Origin of the sequence: Thermophilibacter immobilis, assembly GCF_015277515.1 — a bacterium.
Lineage (GTDB): Bacteria > Actinomycetota > Coriobacteriia > Coriobacteriales > Atopobiaceae > Thermophilibacter > Thermophilibacter immobilis.
In genome coordinates this window covers 1,925,950-1,949,244 of the sequence record NZ_CP063767.1, presented here as the reverse complement: position 1 = coordinate 1,949,244, position 23,295 = coordinate 1,925,950, and the positions used below count along the sequence as shown (strand labels likewise).

The window sequence follows — 23,295 nt, the reverse complement described above, 5'->3', positions numbered from 1 at the left end:
AGTTGGAACGATAAATCAAAAGCGTCTGACGTTTTCTCAGCTCACAGGCTCGTGAGTTTTTGTCAGTCGAGGAGTCTTGTCTTTTGCGGCCGCACGTTCGAGAGGAGGGGAGAGGGGGAGGGGGAGGAGTCGGGCCCGCGGGGACTAGGGCGCGAGGGGTCTGAGGGAGGCCTCCTCCGCCGAGAGGTGCCTCGGGCCCTTCGGCGTGGCAACGACGGCGCACCCCCAGGCGTCCACGTGCGAGAAGACGCCCTGGGCGAGAAGCTCGCCGGCGGGGGACAGCGCCACGACCGGCCCGCCGAGAAGCGCGAGGCGGGCGTGGTAGTCGTCGAGCAGAGGCGCGAGCGGCCCCTCGTCGGGTGCCAGCTCGCGCGCGGCGCACGCCCACGCGTCAACCCGCCAAAAAATGCCGTCACGGACCCGCTTGGCCAGAGACTCGAGCGCGGGTGGCTCTGAGTCAATCTCGGCCAGGCCAATGGGCTCGAGCGCATGTGGCTCGTCGGCACCCGGCGTCAGGTCAGCCGCACTTGGCGCAGCCACGTTGACGCCGACCCCGCAGACCGCGAAGGGTGTACCGTCCGCGCGCCACGCCTCGACGAGGATGCCGCCGAGCTTGCGCCCTCGCGCGACCAGATCGTTGGGCCACTTGAGCAGGACCTCGTCGCGCCCGCCCGCGCCCGCCTCCTCGAGTCCCTCGAGCACGCCGAGTCCGCAGGCGGCGGAGAGCCCGGACAGACGCGCGAAGTCGACGTCGGGTCGCAGCAGAACGGAGAGATAGAGGCCGCCGTCTCCCGACGCCCATCGATGTCCCCGTCGTCCGCGCCCCCGGGTCTGCCTGCGCGCAAGGAGTGCGGCACCCGCACGCGCTCCGTCGAGCCCGCGCTCTCGCATCACACCGTTCGTCGAAGCGGCCTCATCTACGACCTCGACGGGGGGCAGGGGGGCTGGCCCCTGTGAAAGTCTCATGATGATGGGCCTCCTTTCGGTGATGGGACTAGCCTTCGTCAAATTAATTAGTTAGTCTAACTAATGAAAGATATTGACTAGTTAACATTAGCAGAGGGGAGGGGCAGGGTGTTCGAGCAAGACGAGAAGGCCGAGAAGGGCCAGAGAGCCGCAGGGCCCTCCCCGCGCGTCGCCTCGTCGCACGACGCTTCGGCGGAGCTCGACGAGGAGTTCGTGCGCGAGCTCAACGAGCGCCTCGCCCTCACCTACGGCTCCATCGAGGACCTCGAGCACCAGATGCTCTCGCGCGGCCACGGCCTCGACATCACCGTGAGCGAGAGCCGCCTGCTCGAGGCGGTGGGCGAGCGGACCCTCCACGTTGACCGCACGGTGAGCGTGAGCCAGATCGCCCACGCCCTAGGCATCCGCGTTCCCTCGGCGACCTCCGCGGTAAACCGCCTCGTGACCAAGGGCCTTCTCGAGAAGAGCCGCTCCAAGCGCGACGCCCGCCGTGTGAACGTCACCCTGACGCACGAGGGAGAGGTGGCCTTTCGCCTCCACAGCATCTTTCACCGCAAGATGGCGGAGGCCATCGCAAAGGACATGAGCCCAGAGGAGCGCGCCGTGCTCCTCAGGGGCATTCGCCGCCTCGAGCAGTTCTACGCCGAGCAGAGGGAGACGCTGTAGCCATGGGCTTCAGGATTCTGGGGACGGGCTCCGCCCTGCCGGAGCGCGCGGTGTCCAACGACGAGCTCTCGGCGTTTCTCGACACGTCGGACGCATGGATTCGTCCGCGCACGGGCATCGCGAGCCGTCGCCTCTGCACGACGGAGACCCTGGACGACCTCGCTCGTGACGCGAGCTTCGCGGCCCTCGAGGTCGCGGGCGTGTCCCCCGAGGAGCTCGACCTCATCGTCTGCTCCACCACGAGCGCGGACCACCTCATGCCCGCCCAGGCCTGCGTGATCGCGCAGTCCCTGGGGACCACCTGCCCGGCCTTTGACGTGTCGGCGGCGTGCGCGGGCTTCGTCTTTGCGCTCGACGTGGCCGACGGCTGGTTCGCGCGCGGCCGTGCCCGTCGGGTCCTGGTCGTGGCCGCCGAGAAGATGAGTCGCCTCATGGACTGGTCGGACCGCTCCACCTGCGTGTTGTTCGGCGACGGTGCCGCAGCGGCCGTGCTCGCGGACGGAGAATCCAACCCGCTCGCCCTGCGCCTCGCGACCGAGCCCTGCGCGGAGGCGCTTCACGTGCCGGGCCTTGCGGGCACGTCGCCCTTCGACCAGACCGAGCGTCGCTCGAGCACCCTGCGCATGGAGGGCCGTCACATCTTCAAGTTCGGCGTCGCTACCATCTGCTCGTCCGTCGCGGACCTGTGCGAGGACGCGGGCGTCTCGATTGACCAGGTCGACCGCTTCATCTTTCATCAGGCGAACGAGCGCATCATAGCGGCGGCCGTCTCCCGTCTGGGCATTGGCGACGAGCGCGTCGCCCACACCCTCGCCCAGACGGGCAACGTCTCGAGCGCGTGTATTCCCCTCGCCCTTGATCGCCTCGCCCGCGCCGGAGAGCTTCACGCCGGCGACCTCGTGGCCCTTGTCGGCTTTGGCGCCGGGCTCGACACCGGCGCATGTCTCATGCGCTGGGGTTAGCCCTCCGCGCAGAACCACCCACACCCATTGGCGCGCCCCGCGGGGCGTTGAAGAAGGAGAAAGACCATGGCAGAGCAGGGCACCTTCGACCGCATTTGTGCAATCGTTCGCGAGCAGGGCGGTCTTGACGACGTCAGGCTCACCCCCAAGACCAAGCTCTCCGACGTGGGCCTGGACAGCCTGGCCACCGTCGAGGTGGTCATGGCATGCGAGGACGAGTTCAACGTGGAGATAGACGCCGAGTCCAATCCCACCACGATCGGTGCCTGCGTCGAGCTCGTCGACTCCCTCCTGGGGAAGTAGCCATGCTGCGCACCCCTCTCTGCGACGTCTTGGGCATCGAGAAGCCGGTCTTTCAGGGTGGCATGGCCTGGATTGCGGATGCGAGCCTGGCCGCCGCCGTGTCCGAGGCCGGAGGACTGGGCATCATCGCCGCCATGAACGCCGACGCGGCCTGGCTGCGCGCGCAGATCCACGAGCTTCGCGTGCGCACCGACAGGCCCTTTGGCGTGAACGTCATGCTCATGAGCCCGTTCGCCGCCGAGGTGGCCCAGGTCGTCATCGACGAACAGGTGCCCGTCGTGGTGACGGGTGCGGGCAACCCCGCCCAGTACCTGAAGGCGTGGCGGGCCGCGCACATCAAGGTCATCCCCGTCGTGGCCTCGGTGGGCCTCGCGCGGCTCATGGAGCGCTCCGGTGCCACGGCCGTGGTGGCCGAGGGCACTGAGTCGGGCGGCCACATTGGCGAGACGAGCACGATGGCGCTCATCCCGCAGGTCGTGGATGCGGTGAGCATCCCCGTCGTCGCGGCGGGCGGCATCGCCGACGGGCGCGGCTTCGCGGCCGCCCTCATGCTGGGGGCCGTGGGCGTCCAGGTGGGAACGCGCTTTCTGGTGGCCGATGAGTGCACGGTCTCCGAGGAGTACAAGGAGCGCGTGCTCGCGGCCAAGGACATCTCGACGGTGGCCACGGGCCGCAGCCTCGGCCATCCGGTGCGCTGCCTCAAGACGCCGCTCTCCAACGAGTACGCGCGCCTCGAGGCCTCTGGCGTCTCGGCCCACGAGCTCGAGGGCCTGGGCACCGGCGCGCTCAGGCGGGCGGCTAAGGAGGGCGACTACGAGCACGGGTCCTTCCTCTGCGGCCAGATTGCCGGCATGGTCCGCGAGCGTCAGAGCGCCCGCGAGATCGTGGACGACCTCGTGAACGGTGCCGAGCTGGTGCTCCAAGGGGCGGGCGCATGGGTAAGCTAGCCCTTCTCTTCGCGGGTCAGGGAGCCCAGCACCCGGGCATGTGCGCGGACCTCGTCGCAGGCGAGCCCGCTGCCCGCGCCGTCTTCGAGATGGCCGACGCCGTGCGCCCCGGCACGAGCGCGCAGTGCCTCTCCGGCACCGCGGAGCAGCTCGCGCAGACCGTCAACACCCAGCCGTGCGTCTTCGCGGCTGATCTCGCCTGCGCCCGCGCGCTCGCTGCGCACGGCGTGCAACCCGACCTCCTGGCCGGGTTCTCGCTCGGCGAGGTCGCCGCCCTCACCTTCGCCGGAGCCTTCTCGGACGAGGAGGGCTTCTCGCTCGCGTGTCGGCGCGCCCGTCTCATGGATGACGCCTCCCAGAGGCGCCCCGGGCAGATGCGCGCCGTGCTCAAGCTCGGGGCCTCCGAGGTCGAGCGCCTGGCCGCCCAGGCGGGCGACGCCTGGCCCGTGAACTACAACAGCCCGCGGCAGACCGTCGTCGCGGGCCTGCCGGACGCCCTGGCGCGCCTCGACGAGCTCGTGCGCGCCGCGCGCGGCCGCTCGATGCGCCTCGCCGTCTCGGGGGCCTTCCACAGCCCCCTCATGCAGGAGGCCTCCGAGGGGCTCGCCGCCTACCTTGCCCAGGGCCACGCGCCGGGCGCCCCGCGCGTGGAGGTCATCGCCAACGCGACCGCCGAGCCCTACCCGGACGACGCCGGCGCCCGCGCGCGCCTTCTCGCGCGTCAGGTGGCCCGTCCCGTCCAATGGGTGCGCACGCTGGAGCTCTGCCGCGCGCGCGGCGTGGACACCTTCGTGGAGGTGGGCCCCGGCGCGACCCTAACGGGGCTCGTGCGACGCACGCTGCCCGGCGCCACGGCGCTTCCCTGTGAGGACGCGCACCAGCTCGAGGCCGTGCTGGCGGAGCTCTTCGCGAGCGGAGGGGAGCGGTCATGACCGAGAGGACCGGGGCGCTCGAGCGCGACGCCGAGCGCAGGGTTGCGCTTGTCACCGGCGCCTCGCGTGGCATCGGGCGCGCGATCGCGGAGGGCCTGGCCGCCGACGGCATGGACGTCGCCCTGGTCTTCGCGGGCAACGCGGAGGCCGCCGAGGAGGCGCTCGAGGCTGTGCGCCGCGCCGGGGCCACGGCGCGCGCCTACCGCTGCGACGTGTCCGACGCTTCCGCGACCAGGGCCTGCGCGGAGGAGGTCCTCGCCGACTTCGGCAGCATCTGGGCGCTCGTCAACAACGCGGGCATCACGCGAGACGGCCTCGTCGTGCGCATGTCAGACGAGGATTTCTCGCGCGTGCTCGACGTGAACCTGACGGGGGCCTTCCACATGATGCGCGCCGTCGCGCGCCCCCTCATGCGCCAGCGCGCCGGCCGCATCGTAAGCGTGAGCTCGGTCGTGGGGCTCATGGGCAACGCGGGCCAGGCCAACTACGCCGCCTCCAAGGCGGGTCTCCTCGGCCTCACCAAGTCCGTGGCGCGCGAGCTCGCGCCGCGCGGCGTCACCGTGAACGCCGTGGCGCCCGGCTTTGTCCAGACCGACATGACGGCCGTCCTCTCTGAGGAGGTGCGCGCGTCCTACGACGCGCAGATTCCCCTCGGGCGCATGGCGCGTCCCGATGAAATCGCCGCGCTCGTTCGCTTTCTCGTGAGCGAGCGGGCCTCCTACGTCACCGGAGAGGTCATCCGCGTCGACGGCGGCATGGACATGTAGCAAGGCCCGCGGGGCGACTCGCGGGCGGTTGGGAGCATGAGATGGAACACAGGGTCGCGATCACCGGCATGGGCACCGTCACCCCCGTGGGCAACACCGCGCAAGAGACCTGGGCGTCTCTGGTGGCTGGCGTCAGCGGCATAGGCCCCCTGACGCGCTTTGACACCATGGGGTTCAAGGTCAGCGTGGCCGCTGAGGTCAAGGGCTTCGACGGCGCGGGGCTTCTCGGCAAGGTCGAGGCGGCTCACGAGGACCTGTTCGTGCAGTACGTCCTCGTCGCCTCGGACGAGGCCATGGCCGACTCCGGATTGGACGCCGCGGACGCGATCGACCACGAGCGGCTGGGCGTCTACGTGGGCTCGGGCACCGGTGGCATGACGACCCTCGTCGACAACGTCCACACCATCGCCGAGCGCGGCCCCCGGAGGGCCTCGCCGTTCATGATCCCCATGATGATCTCGAACATGGCCGCCGGCAGCGTCTCCATCCGCCATCGGGCCCTGGGGCCCACCCTGCCCGTGGTGAGCGCCTGCGCCACCTCGGCCCATGCGGTGGGCGAGGCCTTCCGAGCGATCAAGGGCGGCTATGCCGACGCGATCCTGGCCGGCGGCTCCGAGGCCGCGATTATCCCCGAGTCCATCGCGGGTTTCACGAGCTGCCGGGCGCTCAGCACCAACCCCGACCCCGCGACCGCGTGCCGCCCCTTCGACGCCGGGCGCGACGGCTTCGTCATGGGGGAGGGTGCCTGCATCCTCGTGCTCGAGGATCTGGAGCACGCCCGCGCTCGCGGCGCGCACGTCTACGCCGAGGTCGTGGGCTACGGCAACACGGCCGACGCCTACCACGTTACGAGCCCCGACCCCGAGGCCGCCGGCATCGCCCGCGCGATTCGCCTGGCCGTGGAGGAGGGCGGCGTCCGTCCTGACGAGGGGCTCTACGTCAACGCCCACGGTACCTCGACCAAGCTCAACGACGCCTCTGAGACCCTCGGCCTCAAGCGCGCCCTGGGCGAGAAGGCCGCCCGCGCCGCGCACGTCTCGTCCACCAAGTCCATGACGGGGCACATGATTGGCGCGACCGGTGCGGTGGAGGTCCTGGTCTGCGCTCGCGCCCTCGAGGAGGGCGTCGTGCCGCCGACCATCGGCTACGCCACCCCCGACCCCGCCTGCGACCTCGACTACACGCCCAACGAGGCCGTGCGCTGCGAGCTCACGTGGGCCCTCTCGACCAGCCTCGGCTTTGGAGGACACAACGCGGCGCTCGCGCTGCGCGCCTATAGGGAAAGGTAAGGCGCATGGATACGCGCAAGATATCTGAGATGGCCGCCGTCATGGAGGAGCGCGGGCTCGTCCGCGTGCGCGTCGAGGAAGCGGACGGTACCGTCGTCGAGCTCGAGCGCGAGCGTGCCGTCGTGGCCGCCCCGCCGCTCGCGCAGCCGGTCCCGTCCGCTCCCGTGATCCCTGCCGCGCCCGCGCCTGCCCCGTCAGCCGCCGACGTCCCCGCGCCGTCCGACGACGACCCGCTCGACCTGACGCGTGCCACCGTGGTGAGCGCGCCCATGGTCGGGGTGTTCTACGCGTCGCCCTCGGTGGGCTCGGAGCCCTTCGTGCACGTGGGCTCTCAGGTGAAGAAGGGCGAGACGCTCTGCGTCATCGAGGCCATGAAGGTCATGAACGAGGTCACCGCGGAGGCCGACGGCGAGGTCGTGGACATCTGCGTCAAGGACGGGCAGCTCGTCGAGTACGGCTGCTGCCTCATGAAGCTCTACTAGGAGGTGCCCATGAACCGTTCTGAGCTGGAGGGGCTGCTTCCTCACCGCGCGCCGATGCTTCTGCTCGACGAGTCCGAGGTGGTGGGCGACGAGGCACGCGGACGCCTTGCCATTACGGGTGACGAGTTCTTCGTTCAGGGCCACTTCCCGGGTAACCCCGTGGTGCCCGGCGTCATGCTCTGCGAGATGCTGGCCCAGAACTGCTGCGTGCTTATGGCCTCCGACCCCGCCGCACGCGGGGCGACGCCCTACTACACGAGCCTCGACAAGGTTCGCTTCAAGCACCCGGTGCACCCCGGCGACGTCGTGGAGCTCACCTGCCGGCTCACGCGCGCACGTGGCCCCTTCCGCTTTGCCTCGGGCGAGGCGCGCGTGGGCGACGAGCTGTGCTGCGTGGCGCAGATGTCGTTTGCGCTCGTGGCCGAAGAGGGGCGCTGAGGCGATGTTCGACAAGATCCTCATAGCCAACCGCGGCGAGGTCGCCGTGCGCGTGATTCGCGCCTGCAAGGAGATGGGCGTCAAGACCGTCGCGGTCTTCTCGACCGCCGACGCCGAGGCCCTGCACGTGGCCCTCGCCGACGAGGCGTACTGCATCGGGGGACCGCGCCCCCAGGAAAGCTATCTGAACGAGGACGCAATCCTCACGTGCGCGGTCGAGTCCGGCGCCAAGGCCGTCCATCCCGGCTACGGGTTCTTCTCGGAGAACGCGGGCTTCGCGCGCGAGTGTGGCCGGTGCGGCCTCGTCTTCGTGGGCCCGTCTCCCGAGGTCATCGAGCGCATGGGCGACAAGGACGCGGCCCGCAGGTGCGCGCGCGAGGCGGGCGTAGCCGTGGTCCCCGGCTGCGATTTGCTCTCCGGCCCCGACCAAGCCACGGCCGAGGCCGCGCGCATCGGGTGCCCCGTGCTCATCAAGGCACGCTCGGGCGGCGGCGGGCGCGGCATCCGTCGGGTCGACGCCCCCGAGGCGGCCGTCGCAGCCTTCAACGAGGCCCGCGCGGAGGCGGCTGCGGCCTTTGGGGACGGCGAGTGCTACCTGGAGAAGTTCGTCTCGCCCGCCCATCACGTTGAGGTGCAGGTCATCGCCGACTCCCAGGGCAACGTGGTCTCGCTCGGCGAGCGCGAGTGCTCCGCGCAACGGCGCAACCAGAAGCTCCTCGAGGAAAGCCCGGCACCCTGCCTGGACGGTCACGACGACGTGCGCGAGCGCATGGCCACCGCCGCCCGCGACCTGGCCCGCGCGGTGGGCTACGTGGGCGTGGGCACGATCGAGTTCCTCTACTCCGACGACGGGCGCTTCTACTTCATGGAGATGAACACGCGTCTGCAGGTGGAGCATCCCGTCACGGAGTTCGTGAGCGGGATCGACCTCGTCAAGTGGCAGCTGCGCGTGGCAGCCGGACGCCCCCTGCCCTTCTCGCAGGACGACGTGCGCATAGCGAACCACGCCATCGAGTGCCGCATCAACGCCGAGACGCCGGATTTTCTGCCCTCCTGCGGCGAGGTCACGATGCTGCACGTGCCCAACGGCCCCTGGACGCGCTTCGACTCGGCCCTCTATCAGGGGGTCGTCGTGCCGCCCTACTACGACTCGCTCCTAGGCAAGCTCGTCGTCTGCTCGCCCACGCGTGAGGAGGCCATCCGCAAGATGCGCTCGGCCCTGGGCGAGCTCGTGATCGAGGGGGTGCAGGAGAATAGCGAGCTTCAGCTCGACATCCTGTCCAACCCCCGCTTCGTCGCGGGCGCCTACCACACCAACCTGATGGAGCACCTCTATGAGTCGTAGGAGAGACAAGAGCGTCAACGAGCTCGAGGGCCCCGTCACCGACGTACCCGTCGAGCTCCCGCAGCGCCACCTCTTTGTGAAGTGCCCCGGCTGCAAGCGCATCATTGACGAGGACGACCTGCGCGCCCATCTGGACGTGTGCCCGCGCTGCGGCCATCACCTGCGCGTCTCGGGCCGCCGTCGCATGGAGATGACCTGCGACGCGGGAAGCTTCGAGGAGTGGGACGCCGAGCTGGCCGCCACGGACTTCCTGGGCTTTCCGGGCTACGCCCAAAAGCTCGACCAGGCACGCGAGAAGACCGGCGAGAACGACGCCGTCGTCTGCGGGCGCGGCCTCGTGGGGGGCCAGACCTGCGCCCTGTTCTTCATGGACGCAGACTTCATGATGGGGTCCATGGGCTCGGTCGTGGGCGAGAAGGTCTGTCGCGTCTTCGAGCGTGCCTGCGAGCTCGGCCTGCCCGTCGTGGGCTTTACCGTCTCCGGCGGCGCGCGCATGCAGGAGGGCGCGACCTCGCTCATGCAGATGGCCAAGGTCTCCGCGGCCGTGCGCCGCCACCGCGAGGCGGGCCTCGCCTACCTCGTCGTGCTCACGGACCCCACCACGGGCGGGGTGACCGCGAGCTTTGCCATGGAGGCCAACGCCATCCTTGCCGAGCCGGGGGCCCTCGTGGCCTTCGCCGGCCCGCGCGTGATAGAGCAGACCACGCACAAGCGCCTGCCCTCGGGCTTCCAGCGCTCGGAGTACCTGCTCGAGCATGGCTTCTGTGATCTCATCGTGGAGCGCCAGGACCTCACGGCTGTTCTCGCCGAGCTGCTTAGGCTGCATGCGGGGGTGGTCCCGGGGACCGATGCCCCCCACGCGCTCGGACGCGAGGAGCCCTCTCGCCGCCGCGAGCGCCGCCGCAGCGCGCGCGAGGCTGCGACGGACGCCTACGACATCGTCAAGATGACGCGCTCCACCGATCGCCCCACGTCCCTCGAGCTTCTCGAGCGCTCCCTCGACGGCTTCGTCGAGCTGCACGGCGACCGCCTGTACGGCGATGACGCCGCGGTCGTGGCGGGCATCGGCTGGAGAGCCGGCCGCGTCCTCACCGTGATCGCGCTTGAGCGCGGCCGCTCCACCAAGGAGCGCGTGCGACGCAACTTTGGCATGGCTCACCCGGAGGGCTACCGCAAGGCGCTGCGCCTCATGCACGAGGCGGAGCGCTTTGGCCGGCCCGTGGTCTGCCTCGTGGACACCTCGGGGGCCTACTGCGGCGTCGAGGCCGAGCAGCGCGGCCAGGGCGAGGCCATCGCCGCCAACCTCGTGGCCCTGTCGGGGCTGCGTGTGCCCGTGGTAAGCGCGATCGTGGGCGAGGGAGGCAGCGGCGGCGCGCTCGCGCTCGCCGTGGCCGACCGGGTGCTCATGCTCGGGAGCGCAGCGTACTCCGTCGTGAGCCCCGAGGCCTGCGCCACGATTCTGTGGAAAAAGGCGGGCCGGGCCCCCGAGGCGGCTCGTGCCCTGCGCCTCACGGCCCCCGACCTCAAGGAACTCGCCCTCGTGGACGCAATCGTCCCCGACGGGGGCCTCTCCGCAGCAGAGGTCGCCCACGACCTCTTCCGCGAGATCGACCGCTGCCTCGATGACCTGGCGGGTCTTGACCCCCAGGAGCTCGTGGAGCGTCGCTACGAGCGGCTCCGCGCGATGGGGGGAGATCGCCTATGCTCGCGCTCGTGACAGACTCGACCTGCGGCCTCACGCGCGACGAGGCACGTGAGCTTGGCGTCGACATCGTTCCCATGTCCTACGTCGCCGACGGCGTGCGCCACGCCGAGGGCTTCGTGGGGGAGACCGGCGACTACGCGGATCTCTTCTGGAGGAGCCACCTCGTCACGTCGGAGGCCGTGCGGCCCTCCGCCTTCAGGCGCGCTCTTCGCCCCCACCTCGAGGCGGGAGACGATGTCGTGTGCCTTACGATCTCCTCGCGCCTGTCGGGCACCTTCAGAAGCGCCGAGCAGGCCGCGCGCACCCTGCGCGCCCAGTACGAGGACGGCCCCCAGATTTGCGTGGTCGACTCATGGCTCACCGCCGGTGCCCTTGAGTTCATGGTCCGTCGCGCGCGCCTGAGGGCGGACCAGGGAGTCTCGCTCGATGAGATCGTGCGTGACCTCGAGCGGGAGCGCCGCGCCCGCTGTATAGCCTTCAGCGTGCCTGACCTGCGCGCGCTGCATCGCAGCGGCCGCTTGGGGGCCTTCGGGCGCTCCGTGGCGACCAAGCTCAACCGCTATCCGGTCATGCTGCTCGAGGAGGGTGGCATCGTCGAGGCGGGCTACGGGCGCGGCGCGCACGGCATGGGCACGGCGCTGGTGCGGCTTGCGGGTGATGGCGCCCACAGCTTCGTGATCTCTCACTTCGGGGAGCGCGGCGTGGAGGCCCAGCAGCTGCTCGTTGCCGTGCACGAGCGCTTCCCGCACGCCCCGGTTCGCGTCAAGGACGGCGGCCCCGTGCTCGCCAAGCACCTTGGCCTTGGTGCCGTGGGCCTTTCCTGGGAGTAGGCCGGGCGGCCCCGTCCTCCGCGGGGTACTTTTCCGACCACGCCCAATCGTGCTTCTCAGGGCCAAAGGGGGCCCGGAGGGACCGGTTGGGCGTAGTCGGCTTTCTAGACCCGCGTGCCAACGCTTTGTCGCGACGCAGGCTGACGGGCCTGGCCCCAGAAGAAGCCTCGGTTGGGTGCGTCGTGGGGCCAACTATGGAGATAGATACGCCCGGATGCGTGGCGTGTTGACAACAGTTGCGTCCCAGCGTAAAGTTCATCGTCGCGTCAATCCGGGGCGGAGGTGCTGCTCAGCCCTTGACTTAAGAGAACAGCACGTCGATAGGTATATGAAGGAGAGAACTTTGCCTACTATCAATCAGCTCGTTCGCAACGGCCGTGTGAGCACCAAGGCCAAGTCCAAGAACGCAGCTCTTCAGCACAACCCCCAGAAGCGCGGCGTCTGCACCCGCGTCTTCACCACCACGCCCAAGAAGCCGAACTCGGCCCTGCGCAAAGTCGCCCGTGTCCGTCTTGTCAACGGCATCGAGGTCACGGCCTACATCCCTGGTGAGGGCCACAACCTGCAGGAGCACTCCATCGTCCTCATCCGCGGCGGCCGCGTCCGTGACCTCCCCGGTGTCCGCTACAAGATCGTCCGCGGTGCCTATGACTGCGCCTCCGTCCAGAACCGCCAGAAGGCGCGTTCTCGCTACGGCGCCAAGCGCGCCAAGTAGTTCTCGCCCCCCTGAAAGCACAAAACGAGTTCTGAGGAGATACAACATGCCGCGTCGTGCAGCAGCAGTGCGTCGTGAGGTCCAGCCTGACGCCGTCTACAACAACCGTCTCGTGACCCAGCTCATCAACAAGGTCCTCCTCGATGGCAAGAAGGCCACCGCCGAGCGCATCGTCTACGGTGCCTTTGACATCGTCGCCGAGAAGTCCGGCGAGGACGCGCTGACCATCTTCAAGAAGGCTATGGACAACATCCGCCCGACTCTCGAGGTCAAGCCCAAGCGCGTCGGTGGTGCCACCTACCAGGTGCCCATGGAGGTCAACTCCCGTCGCGCCACCACCCTCGCCATTCGCTGGATGGTCACCTTCTCGCGCGCCCGCAAGGAGAAGACCATGGCCGAGCGTCTGGCCAACGAGATCCTCGACGCCTCCAACGGCGTGGGTGCCTCTGTCAAGCGTCGCGAGGACCTCTTCAAGATGGCAGAGGCCAACCGCGCGTTCTCTCACTACCGCTTCTAGTTCGCAGAACCGAGGAGAAGCTATTTATGGCAAAGGTTAAGTACAAGCTTGAGGACCTGCGCAACATTGGCATCATGGCCCACATCGACGCGGGCAAGACCACGACCACCGAGCGCATCCTGTACTACACGGGCAAGACCCACAAGATCGGCGAGGTCCACGACGGTGCCGCCACCATGGACTGGATGGTCCAGGAGCAGGAGCGCGGCGTGACCATCACGTCGGCGGCCACCACGTGCTTCTGGAAGGACCACGTCATCCAGATTATCGACACCCCGGGTCACGTTGACTTCACGGCCGAGGTCGAGCGCTGCCTGCGCGTCCTCGACGGTGCCGTCGCCGTCTTCGACGCCGTGGCCGGCGTCCAGCCGCAGTCCGAGACCGTCTGGCGCCAGGCCACCAAGTACAACGTGCCGCGCGTCGCCTTTATCAACAAGTACGACCGCGTGGGCGCCGACTTCTTCCACGCCATCGAGACCATGAAGGACCGCCTGTCCGCCAACGCGGTGGCCGCCCAGGTCCCCATGGGCGCCGAGAGCAACTTCTGGGGCCTCATCGACCTGGTCACCATGACCGCCTGGGACTTCAAGGAAGACGCCAAGGGCATGATCTACCCCGAGCCCCTGGAGGCCATCCCCGACGAGTTCGCCGAGGTGGCCGCGGAGAGGCGCGAGGAGCTGCTCGACGCAGCCTCCAACTTCTCCGACGAGCTCATGGAGGCAGTGCTCGAGGAGGGAGAGGTTCCCGTCGAGCTGCTCAAGGACGCCATCCGCAAGGGCGTCATCGCCGGTGAGCTCAACCCCGTCTTCGTGGGCTCCGCCTACAAGAACAAGGGCATCCAGGAGCTTCTCGACGCCGTCGTGGACTACCTCCCCAGTCCGCTCGACGTGACCGAGATCGACGGCAAGAACCTCAAGGGCGAGGAAGAGGTTCGCCACGCCGACCCCAAGGAGCCCTTCAGCGCCCTGGCCTTCAAGATTATGACCGACCCGTACGTGGGCAAGCTCACCTACATCCGCGTGTACTCGGGCCAGGCCGAGGCCGGCTCCTACGTCTACAACGCCGTCAAGGACAACCGTGAGCGTCTGGGTCGCATCCTCGAGATGAACGCCAACGACCGCGTCGACCGCGAGGAGTGCTCCGCCGGTGACATCGTCGCCTGCGTCGGCCTCAAGAACACCACCACGGGCGATACCCTCTGCGACGAGAAGCACCCGATCGTGCTCGAGGCCATCCAGTTTGCCGACCCAGTCATTGACGTCGCCGTCGAGCCCAAGACCAAGGCCGAGCAGGACAAGATGTCCGTGGGCCTGGCCAAGCTCGCCGAGGAGGATCCGACCTTCCAGGTCCACACCGACCACGAGACCGGCCAGACCATCATCGCCGGCATGGGCGAGCTGCACCTGGAGATCATCGTCGACCGCCTGCGCCGCGAGTTCAAGGTCGACTGCAACGTGGGCAAGCCTCAGGTCGCCTATCGCGAGACCGCCGGCAAGGCCGTCTCCCACGCCGAGGGTAAGTTCATCCGCCAGTCCGGCGGCCGCGGCCAGTACGGCCACGCGGTCATCGACATGGAGCCCAATGAGGAGGGCGCCGGCTACGAGTTCGAGAACGCCATCGTCGGCGGCGTCATCCCCAAGGAGTACATCCCCTCCATCGACAAGGGCATCCGCGAGGCGATTCAGAGCGGCGTCATCGCCGGCTACCCGGTCGTTGACATCAAGGTCAAGCTCATCGACGGCTCCTATCACGAGGTCGACTCCTCCGAGGCCGCCTTCAAGATCGCCGGCTCCATGGCGATTAAGGACGCCCTCAAGAAGTCCAACCCCGTTCTTCTCGAGCCCGTCGAGCAGGTCGAGGTCGAGACGCCCGAGCAGTACATGGGCGACGTCATGGGCAACCTCTCAGGTCGCCGTGGCAAGATCGAGGGCATGGAGGATCGCCGCGACACCAAGGTCATCCGCGCCAAGGTGCCCCTGGGCGAGATGTTTGGCTACGCCACCGACCTTCGCTCCCAGACCCAGGGTCGCGCGAGCTACACCATGCAGTTCGATTCCTACGAGCCGGTGCCGAAGGCCGTCCGCGACGAGATCATCGCCAAGAACGGTGGAAGCGCTTCTTAGTTAACGACCAACGAGCCCTGCTCATTGATGGAGGTACCTAACGTGTCAACTCAGAAGATCAGGATTCGCCTCAAGGGCTACGACCACGAGGTCGTCGACCAGTCCGCGAAGCTCATCGTGGACACCGCGCAGAAGACCGGCGCCCGCGTGTCCGGCCCCATTCCCCTGCCCACCGAGCGCAACCTCTACACGGTCATCCGCTCCCCGCACAAGGACAAGGACTCCCGCGAGGAGTTCGAGATGCGCACCCACAAGCGCCTCATCGACATCCTCGACCCCTCGTCCTCGACGGTCGACTCGCTCATGCGCCTCGACCTGCCGGCCGGCGTGGACATCGAGCTCAAGCTCTAGTCCGAGCTCCTGCGTTCGTACTCTTTGGTCCCTCCTTTCTGCGCCGCGCGCGCCGGGAGCGAGGGGCTTTTTGCTGTTGTCCGCGCTTGCGTTTCTCGGCATGCTCAGAAATCGCGACCCGTGGCACGCCGGGAGCCTCCTTGCGCAAGAATTTCCGCCGTGGCATGCGTAAACCCCTCGCCACGTGTCCCACTTCGCAATTCGTGAACGCTCGCTCCGCGCGTCCCGCAGGAGACGCCCGAGAGCGTGGCGCGTCAAGGCGCAGCTCAGCGCTATCAAAATTTCTGCGTAGACCTTGTGGAGACCGAGGCACGTGTGTAAACTAGACAGGCTGCGCAAAAAGAGGAGAGAGGTGTGTCCTTTTGCTGCGTGACAAAGAGGACGTGGTCCGCTGGGGAGGGGCAAAGGGTGCCCCGCTGGTCCCATGACCACCGAAGGTTAGGAAAGAGCATGGTCAATACGATTCTTGGCCGCAAGCTCGGAATGACGCAGATCTGGGACGAGAACGACAACGTCGTGCCCGTCACTGTCATCCAGGCTGGCCCCTGCACTGTCTCGCAGGTTAAGACGAAGGCGACCGACGGCTACGACGCCGTTCAGATCGGCTTTGGAGACATCTCCGCCAAGCACGTCAACAAGCCCATGGCTGGACACTTCAAGGTCGCCGGCGTCGAGCCCATGCGCTATTTGCGCGAGGTTCGCGTGGACGACGGCGAGGAGCACCACACCGGTGACGTCGTGTCGGTCGCTGACTTCTCCGAGGGCATCTCCATTGACGTCATCGGCACCTCCAAGGGCAAGGGCTTCCAGGGCACCGTCAAGCGCTGGAACTTCTCCATTGGCCCCAAGGCCCACGGCTCGCGCAACCAGCGCCGCCCCGGCTCCATTGGCCAGTGCGCCTACCCCGCTCGCGTCCGCAAGGGCCTGCACATGTACGGGCACATGGGCGATGATCGCGTCACGGTCAAGAATCTCAAGCTCGTTCGCGTCGATGCCGAGCAGAACCTCATGCTCATCAAGGGCGCTGTCCCCGGCGGCAAGAATGCCCTCGTCCAAATCCGCATGGCCTAAGTGCCAGGAAAACTCTTAGGCTACCAAGGAGGACAGAATGTCCAAGTACGCAATTAAGAACGCCGAAGGGGCCCAGGTCGGCGAGGCCGACCTCTCCTCTGACGTTTTCGGCATCGAGCCGAACATCCCCGTCATTCATCAGGTCGTGGTCTGCCAGGACGCCTCCGCGCGTCAGGGCACCCACTCCACCAAGAACCGCCATGAGGTCTCCGGCGGCGGCGCCAAGCCCTATCGTCAGAAGGGCACTGGTCGCGCTCGCCAGGGCTCCATCCGTGCCGGCCAGTGGGTCGGCGGCGGCGTGATCTTCGGGCCCACCCCGCGCAGCCACGCCAAGCGCGTCAACAACAAGATGGTCAAGCTGGCCATGCGCTCTGTGCTCTCCGGCAAGCTCGCTGATAACGAGCTCGTGCTTGTCGACGCCCTCGCGTTCGACAGGCCCTCGACCAAGCAGGCCGTGGCGCTTCTCGGCTCGCTGGGCCTGGCCGACAAGCGCGTCACCGTCGTGGTCCCCGACGACGACATCAACACCTATTTGTCGTTTCGCAATGCCCAGAAGGTCAGCGTGATTGGCGTCTCCGAGGCGTCCGCGCGCACCCTCATCGACAACGGTGCCCTCGTCATGGCCACCGACGTCGCCAAGAAGCTTGAGGAGGTGCTCGCATAATGAACTCCGCCTACAACGTGATCATGCGCCCGATCGTCTCCGAGCGTTCGTTTGATCTCATGGAGAAGGGCAAGTACACCTTCGAGGTGGCCAAGACCGCTCCCAAGGAGGAGATCGCCGCCGCCGTCGAGAAGCTCTTCAACGTGCACGTGGTCAAGGTCAACACCATGAACGTCTCCGGCAAGAAGAAGCGCGTCCGCTACCAGATTCCTGGTACCACGCGTTCCTGGAAGAAGGCCGTCGTCACCCTCGCCGAGGGCGACTCGATCGAGGTCTTTGGCAGCCAGCAGGCTGCTGAGTAGCTCAGCACTTCGCCCGCACCTCCCCCAAAGGGGAGGTCGGGTTTTCATGCCGCGCAGCATGGATACGCGCGGTACCGTGGTAATCCGGCGTCGCCCACCAATCCCTGAGCGGGTGGCAAACGGAAGAAGAAGGGAAAGAGTCAATGGCAGTCAAGCACCTCAAGCCTACGAGCGCAGGCAGGCGTTTTCAGACGATCTCGGACTTCTCCGACATCACCTGCACCGAGCCCGAGAAGTCACTTCTCGAGCCCCTGCCCAAGCAGGCCGGCCGCAACAACAACGGCCGCATCACGACCCGTCACCAGGGTGGCGGCCACAAGCGTCAGTATCGTCGCATCGACTTCAAACGCCGTATGGATGACGTGCCGGCCAAGGTCGCCACGATCGAGTACGATCCCAACCGCTCCGCTCGCATCGCGCTTCTGCACTATGCCAACGGCGCCAAGGCCTACATTCTGTGCCCTGAGGGGCTCAAGGTGGGCGACACCGTCGTCTCCGGCACCTCAGACGTCGACATCAAGCCGGGCAACTGCATGCCCCTCTCCGAGATTCCCATCGGCACGCTTGTCCACGCCGTCGAGTTCCAGCCCGGCAAGGGTGCGGCCATGGCCCGTGCCGCCGGCACCTCCGTGCAGCTCATGGGCAAGGACTCCGGCTACGCCGTCCTGCGCATGCCCTCCTCCGAGCTGCGCCGCGTCCTCATCACCTGCCGCGCTACGATCGGCGAGGTCGGCAACGCGGACCACTCCAACGTGGTCGTCGGCAAGGCTGGGCGTAGCCGCTGGGCTGGCGTGCGTCCGACCGTCCGTGGCACCGTCATGAACCCGGTCGATCACCCGCACGGCGGCGGCGAGGGTAAGAACCATACCTCCGGTCGTCCGTCCGTCACCCCGTGGGGCAAGCCGACGAAGGGTTACAAGACCCGCGACCCGAAGAAGGCCAGCAACCGCCTCATCATTCGTCGCCGCAAGTCCAAGTAGCCGGAACACGAGTAGTAGGAGATAGAAAGCATGAGCAGAAGTCTCAAGAAGGGCCCGTTCGTGGAGACTCGCCTCCTCGCGCGTGTCGCCGCTCAGAACGAGGCCGGCAAGAAGGAGGTCGTCAAGACCTGGTCGCGCTCCTCGACCATCTTCCCCGAGATGGTCGGCCACACGATCGCCGTCCACGACGGCCGCAAGCACGTGCCCGTGTACATCACCGAGTCCATGGTCGGTCACAAGCTGGGCGAGTTCGCCCCGACCCGCACCTTCCGCGGGCACAAGGTTAATAACTAGGGGGTAGGGAAAACAGATGCCTCAGAACACCACCGACACCATCGAGGTGCGCGCAACCGCCAAGTACGTGCGCATCGCTCCTCGCAAGGCCCGTGCCGTCATCTCTCTGATCCGCAACCTCCCCGTCGCAAAGGCGCTCGAGGTCCTTCAGTTCTCGACGCGCGCTGCCTCCGAGGACGTTGCCAAGGTCCTGCGCTCCGCGATTGCCAATGCGGAGAACAACAACCACCTGCGCGGCGACGATCTTATCGTCAAGCTCGCCTACGTCGACGAGGGCCCCACGCTCAAGCGCGTCCGTCCCCGCGCCAAGGGCTCCGCGTCGCGCATCAACAAGCGCATGAGCCACATCACCGTCGTCGTTGCTCCTCGAAAGGAGGCGTAGGGAAAGCATGGGTCACAAGGTTCAGCCTACGGGCTTTCGTCTCGGCATCACCGAGGAGTGGCGTTCCCGCTGGTACGCCGATAAGGACTATGCCGAGAATCTCGGCAATGATCTTTCCATTCGTGCCTACCTCACCAAGCGCCTCGAGAAGGCCGCCCTGTCCCGCGTGGACATCGAGCGCGCCGGCGACAAGGTCAAGGTCACGATCTACACGGCCCGCCCGGGCATCGTGATCGGCAAGAAGGGCGCCGACATCGACGTCCTGCGCTCCGACCTGGAGAAGGTCGCCAAGGTCGGCAAGGGCCAGGTCAGCGTTGACGTCATCGAGGTCAAGCGCCCCGAGCTCGACGCCAACCTCGTCGCGCAGTCTATCGGCGAGCAGCTCGAGCAGCGCGTCGCCTTCCGTCGCGCCATGCGCAAGGCGGTCCAGTCCGCCCGCAAGGCCGGTGCCAAGGGCATCCGCATCCAGTGCTCCGGCCGCCTGAACGGTGCCGAGATGGGCCGTCGCGAGTGGTACCGCGAGGGCCGCGTGCCCCTGCACACCCTGCGTGCCGTGATCGACTACGGTCAGGCTACCGCCCGCACCACCATGGGCGCCTGTGGCATCAAGGTTTGGATTTACCTCGGCGAGAAGCTTCCCGGTCAGCCCACGCCCAAGCCGGCGCTTGAGGGGTCCTCGCGTCCTCGCCGCGGTCGCAATGAGAGGAGGGGCCGCTAATGCTTGCACCTAAGCGTGTGCTCCACCGCAAGGTCCAGCGTGGCTCCATGAAGGGCCAGGCAAAGGGCAACACCGAGCTGCACTTTGGTACCTATGGTCTCGTGGCTCTCGAGCGTCACTGGATCACCAACCGTCAGATCGAGGCCGCTCGTATCGCCATGACCCGCGAGATGAAGCGTGGCGGCAAGGTTTGGATTACGATCTTCCCGGACAAGCCCGTCACGCACAAGCCCGCCGAGACCCGCATGGGCAAGGGCAAGGGTAACCCCGAGGAGTGGGTGGCCGTTGTCAAGCCGGGCCGCATCATGTTCGAGATCGGTGAGGTCACAGATGACGTCGCCAAGGAGGCCCTGCGCCTCGCCCAGCACAAGCTGCCCATCAAGACCAAGATCGTCACCCGCACCGAGCAGGACGGGGAGGAATAGGTAATGAAGTACACCGAGATCAAGGCTCTGAGCGATGACGAGCTTTCCAAGAAGGTGGAGGAGGGCCGCGCCGAGCTGTTCAACCTCCGCTTCCAGATGGCCACGAGCCAGTTGGACAACACGTCTCGCGTCAAGGCCGTCAAGAAGGACATTGCGCGCGCCCTCACCGAGCAGCGCGCTCGTCAGATCGCAGCGGACAAGTCCGCTGCGGAGAACTAGAGCGCAGGAGAATAAGCTATGGCTGAGACCGAAACCAGGAACGCGCGTAAGGTCCGCACCGGGACTGTTGTCTCCATCTCCGGCGACAAGTCCGTCACGGTGAAGATCGACTACCGCAAGCACCACCCCAAGTACGGCAAGATGATGACCGTCTCCAAGAAGCTCCACTGCCACGACGAGAAGAACGAGTGCAGCGTGGGCGACGTCGTCACAGTTATGGAAACCCGCCCCATCTCCAAGACCAAGTGCTGGCGTGTCACGGAGATCGTCGAGCGCGCCAAGTAAAAGTATTAGCGACTGCCTACGTGTGCCCCTGGGGGGCGCACCTCTGGGCGGGCACACGTTCGGAGGAACGCCATGATTCAGATGGAGACCATGCTCAACGTCGCTGATAACAGCGGCGCTCGACGCGTGAAGTGCGTCAAGGTTCTCGGTGGCTCCAAGCGTCGTTACGCCGGCCTGGCCGACGTTGTCGTCGGCGCCGTGCAGGAGGCCACCCCCGGTGGGTCGGTTAAGAAGGGCGACATCGTTCGCTGCGTCATCGTGCGCACCGTCAAGGAGACCCGTCGCAAGGACGGAAGCTACATCAAGTTCGACCAGAACGCCTGCGTCTTGGTCGACAAGGAGGGTGAGCCCAAGGGAACCCGTATCTTTGGGCCCGTCGCTCGTGAGCTCCGCGACCACAAGTACATGAAGATCGTCTCGCTTGCGCCTGAGACGCTCTAGGGAGTGAGGACGAATGTCTAAGATCAAGATCAAGACGGGCGACACCGTCCAGGTCCTCTCCGGCAAGGACAAGGGCAAGCGTGGCACGGTGCTGCGCGCCATCCCCGCGGAGGGCAAGGTTGTTGTCGAGGGCGTCGCGGTGGTCAAGAAGGCCCTGCGTCCGACCGCCACCAACCAGCAGGGCGGCATCATCGAGAAGGAGGCGGCCATCGACGTCTCCAACGTCGCGCTGATCGACCCCTCCACCGATGCCCCTACGCGCGTCGGCTTCAAGGTCAAGGAGGACGGCACCAAGGTGCGCGTCTCCAAGAAGAGTGGCGCCGAGCTTTAGGAGCACGGTTTACGTGTCGTTTCAAGGCCCCCGTCAAGCGACGGGGGCCTTTGCTTTGAGGAAGAAGGCGTACCGCGCACATGTCGCCGCGCTCCAGGAGATCGTCTCAGATCGCCCTTCGGGTTTGGGTTCGGGAAATGCTGACTCCTGAGGGCGCTGAGGGATTCGAGTTTTCGTTATCTGGAGTTTCTCGGTTCAGAGAGCCGTACGTCACAGACTACCGAACCCAAACCCATAGAGGGGTTTGGGTTCGGCGTGGTGCGAAAGGGGGAGAGAAACCCTAGGTCGTTGCTGCCAGGAACCTAGGATGCCCTCCACAGTCGTGGGCTGCGAAACCCAAACCAAAAAAGGGTCTCGGCGTGGGGGTTGTGTGGCGGTTCCGTCACAGTAGCCTTTTTTGTGGAGAAGGCATACCATAAACGACTGTGTCCGTAGATAGGGAGTGTTCTGTCTCGGCGCAGATGGCTCCTGGCTCCGCCAAGGTCAGGAGGCACGAGGTTGGAACCCCGTGCTGAGAACCCCATGAACGAAGGAGACAACATGGCAGACACGTACGTCCCACGTCTGAAGGAGCAGTACTTCGCCACGGTTCGTGACGAGCTCCAGAAGCAGTTCGGCTACAAGAACGTCAACCAGATTCCCAAGATCGAGAAGATCGTGGTGAACATGGGCGTCGGCGAGGCGGCCACGGATTCCAAGGCCATCGATGGTGCCGTCGAGGATCTGCGGGTTATTACCGGCCAGCAGCCCCTCATCACCCACGCTCGCAAGTCCATTGCTACCTTCCGCCTGCGGGCGGGCATGCCCATCGGCGCCAAGGTGACCCTGCGCGGCGACCGCATGTGGGAGTTTCTCGACCGCCTGATCGGCGTCGCCATCCCGCGCATCCGCGACTTCCGCGGCGTCTCCCCCAAGAGCTTCGACGGTCGTGGGAACTTCTCCATGGGCGTCACCGAGCAGCTCATCTTCCCGGAGATCGACTACGACAAGGCCGATCGCACCCGCGGTATGGACATCACTATCGTGACCACCGCTCCGACCAACGAGGAGGGCAAGGCGCTTCTCTCCGCCTTCCGCTTCCCGTTCAAGGCAGAGTAGGACTAAATTTTCGTAAAGGTCGCTCCGGCCTCGCCGGAGCTGCCGAGAGGTACTAAGAAGGAGGATTTGTGGCTAAGACATCGATGATCGTCAAGGCATCGCGCGAGCCGAAGTACTCGTCACGCAAGCAGAACCGCTGCCAGCGGTGTGGGCGTCCCCACTCCGTGTATCGCAAGTTCGGCCTGTGCCGCGTGTGCTTCCGCGAGCTTGCGAGCAAGGGCGAGCTTCCTGGCGTCCGCAAGGCAAGCTGGTAGGACGCAAAGGGCTCTGGCGCCTAGGCGTCTGCGCCACGGGTGCGGGCGAACCAGGCACGCAGGTTCATCTTTAACGAAGGAGACGGATCCATGAAGATTACTGATCCCATTTCTGACATGCTGACGCGCGTACGCAACGCGAACTCCGCCAACAAGGCCGAGGTTTCCATGCCCTCGACCAAGGTGCTGGTGGAGATTGCCCGCGTTATCTGTGAGGAGGGCTACATCGCCAGCTACGAGGTCGAGGACACGATCCCGCAGAAGACGCTGCACATCACCCTCAAGTACGGCACGCGCCACGCTAAGATCATTCGCGGCATTCGCCGCATTTCCAAGCCGGGACTGCGTATCTACTCCACCGCGGACAAGCTCCCGCGCGTTCTCGGGGGTCTCGGCACCGCCGTTATCTCTACTTCCAAGGGCATGATGTGCGACCGCGACGCTCGCAAGCTGGGCGTTGGCGGCGAGGTCATCGCCTACGTCTGGTAACTCT

Annotated in this window: 32 protein-coding genes; 31 read left to right on the top strand and 1 reads right to left on the bottom strand. The window is 66.7% G+C overall.

Annotation, left to right across the window (positions count from 1 at the left end; genetic code table 11):
- Positions 1-144: 144 nt before the first annotated feature.
- Entirely contained in the window at positions 145-966 is an 822-nt protein-coding gene (locus tag INP52_RS08840; protein ID WP_194371010.1) for a biotin--[acetyl-CoA-carboxylase] ligase, read from the bottom strand.
- Between the two features lie 108 nt (positions 967-1,074).
- On the opposite strand from INP52_RS08840, the gene INP52_RS08835 reads away from it, so the two are divergent.
- The 31 genes from INP52_RS08835 (at position 1,075) to rpsH (ending at position 23,291) form a co-directional block, all read left to right on the top strand.
- Positions 1,075-1,632 (top strand): MarR family winged helix-turn-helix transcriptional regulator, encoded by a 558-nt coding sequence (locus tag INP52_RS08835; protein WP_194371006.1) that lies wholly within the window; start codon positions 1,075-1,077, stop codon positions 1,630-1,632.
- Between the two features lie 2 nt (positions 1,633-1,634).
- Positions 1,635-2,594, top strand: coding sequence for a beta-ketoacyl-ACP synthase III (locus INP52_RS08830; RefSeq protein ID WP_194371003.1), 960 nt, complete (start codon positions 1,635-1,637; stop codon positions 2,592-2,594).
- 66 nt (positions 2,595-2,660) lie between these two features.
- The gene (locus tag INP52_RS08825; protein ID WP_194371001.1) at positions 2,661-2,897 is read left to right on the top strand and encodes a phosphopantetheine-binding protein; all 237 of its coding nucleotides are present in this window, start codon (positions 2,661-2,663) and stop codon (positions 2,895-2,897) included.
- Between the two features lie 2 nt (positions 2,898-2,899).
- On the top strand, positions 2,900-3,844 hold the full coding sequence (locus tag INP52_RS08820; protein WP_194370999.1) for a nitronate monooxygenase: 945 nt from the start codon (positions 2,900-2,902) through the stop codon (positions 3,842-3,844).
- Positions 3,832-4,776 carry an ACP S-malonyltransferase gene (locus INP52_RS08815; RefSeq protein ID WP_194370986.1) on the top strand — a complete coding sequence of 315 codons (945 nt, stop codon included), beginning with the start codon at positions 3,832-3,834 and terminating at the stop codon, positions 4,774-4,776. The genes INP52_RS08820 and INP52_RS08815 overlap by 13 nt, the downstream gene beginning before the upstream one ends.
- Positions 4,773-5,543, top strand: a complete 771-nt coding sequence (fabG, locus tag INP52_RS08810) for a 3-oxoacyl-[acyl-carrier-protein] reductase (RefSeq protein WP_194370984.1) — start codon at positions 4,773-4,775, stop codon at positions 5,541-5,543. Before INP52_RS08815 ends, fabG begins: the two co-directional genes overlap by 4 nt.
- Before the next feature lie 41 nt (positions 5,544-5,584).
- Entirely contained in the window at positions 5,585-6,832 is a 1,248-nt protein-coding gene (gene fabF / locus INP52_RS08805) for a beta-ketoacyl-ACP synthase II (protein ID WP_194370981.1), read from the top strand.
- A gap of 5 nt (positions 6,833-6,837) precedes the next feature.
- Positions 6,838-7,314, top strand: coding sequence for an acetyl-CoA carboxylase biotin carboxyl carrier protein (gene accB / locus INP52_RS08800; protein ID WP_194370979.1), 477 nt, complete (start codon positions 6,838-6,840; stop codon positions 7,312-7,314).
- A gap of 9 nt (positions 7,315-7,323) precedes the next feature.
- Entirely contained in the window at positions 7,324-7,752 is a 429-nt protein-coding gene (fabZ, locus tag INP52_RS08795) for a 3-hydroxyacyl-ACP dehydratase FabZ (RefSeq protein ID WP_194370977.1), read from the top strand.
- Between the two features lie 4 nt (positions 7,753-7,756).
- Entirely contained in the window at positions 7,757-9,097 is a 1,341-nt protein-coding gene (locus INP52_RS08790) for an acetyl-CoA carboxylase biotin carboxylase subunit (protein WP_194370975.1), read from the top strand.
- The gene (accD, locus tag INP52_RS08785; protein ID WP_194370973.1) at positions 9,087-10,814 is read left to right on the top strand and encodes an acetyl-CoA carboxylase, carboxyltransferase subunit beta; all 1,728 of its coding nucleotides are present in this window, start codon (positions 9,087-9,089) and stop codon (positions 10,812-10,814) included. Before INP52_RS08790 ends, accD begins: the two co-directional genes overlap by 11 nt.
- The gene (locus INP52_RS08780; protein WP_194370970.1) at positions 10,799-11,632 is read left to right on the top strand and encodes a DegV family protein; all 834 of its coding nucleotides are present in this window, start codon (positions 10,799-10,801) and stop codon (positions 11,630-11,632) included. The genes accD and INP52_RS08780 overlap by 16 nt, the downstream gene beginning before the upstream one ends.
- Before the next feature lie 343 nt (positions 11,633-11,975).
- Entirely contained in the window at positions 11,976-12,347 is a 372-nt protein-coding gene (gene rpsL, locus INP52_RS08775) for a 30S ribosomal protein S12 (RefSeq protein ID WP_194370968.1), read from the top strand.
- A gap of 46 nt (positions 12,348-12,393) precedes the next feature.
- Positions 12,394-12,864, top strand: coding sequence for a 30S ribosomal protein S7 (rpsG, locus tag INP52_RS08770; protein WP_194370966.1), 471 nt, complete (start codon positions 12,394-12,396; stop codon positions 12,862-12,864).
- 26 nt (positions 12,865-12,890) lie between these two features.
- Positions 12,891-14,987 (top strand): elongation factor G, encoded by a 2,097-nt coding sequence (gene fusA, locus INP52_RS08765; RefSeq protein WP_194370964.1) that lies wholly within the window; start codon positions 12,891-12,893, stop codon positions 14,985-14,987.
- A 42-nt stretch (positions 14,988-15,029) separates the two neighbouring features.
- Positions 15,030-15,338, top strand: coding sequence for a 30S ribosomal protein S10 (gene rpsJ, locus INP52_RS08760; protein WP_194370962.1), 309 nt, complete (start codon positions 15,030-15,032; stop codon positions 15,336-15,338).
- 450 nt (positions 15,339-15,788) lie between these two features.
- Positions 15,789-16,409 (top strand): 50S ribosomal protein L3, encoded by a 621-nt coding sequence (gene rplC, locus INP52_RS08755; RefSeq protein WP_194370960.1) that lies wholly within the window; start codon positions 15,789-15,791, stop codon positions 16,407-16,409.
- Between the two features lie 37 nt (positions 16,410-16,446).
- Positions 16,447-17,073, top strand: a complete 627-nt coding sequence (gene rplD, locus INP52_RS08750; RefSeq protein WP_194370955.1) for a 50S ribosomal protein L4 — start codon at positions 16,447-16,449, stop codon at positions 17,071-17,073.
- The gene (gene rplW / locus INP52_RS08745) at positions 17,073-17,375 is read left to right on the top strand and encodes a 50S ribosomal protein L23 (protein WP_194370953.1); all 303 of its coding nucleotides are present in this window, start codon (positions 17,073-17,075) and stop codon (positions 17,373-17,375) included. Before rplD ends, rplW begins: the two co-directional genes overlap by 1 nt.
- A gap of 143 nt (positions 17,376-17,518) precedes the next feature.
- Complete coding sequence (rplB, locus tag INP52_RS08740) at positions 17,519-18,355, top strand: 50S ribosomal protein L2 (protein WP_194370951.1); 837 nt, start codon at positions 17,519-17,521, stop codon at positions 18,353-18,355.
- Positions 18,356-18,385: 30 nt separating this feature from the next.
- Positions 18,386-18,649, top strand: coding sequence for a 30S ribosomal protein S19 (rpsS, locus tag INP52_RS08735; protein ID WP_194370949.1), 264 nt, complete (start codon positions 18,386-18,388; stop codon positions 18,647-18,649).
- 16 nt (positions 18,650-18,665) lie between these two features.
- Positions 18,666-19,031, top strand: coding sequence for a 50S ribosomal protein L22 (gene rplV / locus INP52_RS08730; RefSeq protein ID WP_194370947.1), 366 nt, complete (start codon positions 18,666-18,668; stop codon positions 19,029-19,031).
- 7 nt (positions 19,032-19,038) lie between these two features.
- A complete protein-coding gene (gene rpsC, locus INP52_RS08725; RefSeq protein WP_194370946.1) occupies positions 19,039-19,749 on the top strand; it encodes a 30S ribosomal protein S3 in 711 nt (236 codons plus the stop codon).
- On the top strand, positions 19,749-20,174 hold the full coding sequence (rplP, locus tag INP52_RS08720; protein ID WP_194370945.1) for a 50S ribosomal protein L16: 426 nt from the start codon (positions 19,749-19,751) through the stop codon (positions 20,172-20,174). Before rpsC ends, rplP begins: the two co-directional genes overlap by 1 nt.
- 3 nt (positions 20,175-20,177) lie before the next feature.
- On the top strand, positions 20,178-20,393 hold the full coding sequence (gene rpmC / locus INP52_RS08715) for a 50S ribosomal protein L29 (protein WP_194370944.1): 216 nt from the start codon (positions 20,178-20,180) through the stop codon (positions 20,391-20,393).
- A gap of 18 nt (positions 20,394-20,411) precedes the next feature.
- On the top strand, positions 20,412-20,678 hold the full coding sequence (gene rpsQ / locus INP52_RS08710) for a 30S ribosomal protein S17 (protein ID WP_194370943.1): 267 nt from the start codon (positions 20,412-20,414) through the stop codon (positions 20,676-20,678).
- Between the two features lie 72 nt (positions 20,679-20,750).
- Entirely contained in the window at positions 20,751-21,119 is a 369-nt protein-coding gene (gene rplN / locus INP52_RS08705) for a 50S ribosomal protein L14 (RefSeq protein ID WP_194370942.1), read from the top strand.
- Between the two features lie 13 nt (positions 21,120-21,132).
- A complete protein-coding gene (gene rplX / locus INP52_RS08700) occupies positions 21,133-21,450 on the top strand; it encodes a 50S ribosomal protein L24 (RefSeq protein WP_408647673.1) in 318 nt (105 codons plus the stop codon).
- 540 nt (positions 21,451-21,990) lie between these two features.
- On the top strand, positions 21,991-22,548 hold the full coding sequence (rplE, locus tag INP52_RS08695; protein ID WP_194370941.1) for a 50S ribosomal protein L5: 558 nt from the start codon (positions 21,991-21,993) through the stop codon (positions 22,546-22,548).
- 68 nt (positions 22,549-22,616) lie between these two features.
- A complete protein-coding gene (locus INP52_RS08690) occupies positions 22,617-22,802 on the top strand; it encodes a type Z 30S ribosomal protein S14 (RefSeq protein ID WP_194370940.1) in 186 nt (61 codons plus the stop codon).
- A gap of 90 nt (positions 22,803-22,892) precedes the next feature.
- On the top strand, positions 22,893-23,291 hold the full coding sequence (gene rpsH, locus INP52_RS08685; RefSeq protein WP_194370939.1) for a 30S ribosomal protein S8: 399 nt from the start codon (positions 22,893-22,895) through the stop codon (positions 23,289-23,291).
- The last annotated feature ends 4 nt before the right edge of the window (positions 23,292-23,295 follow it).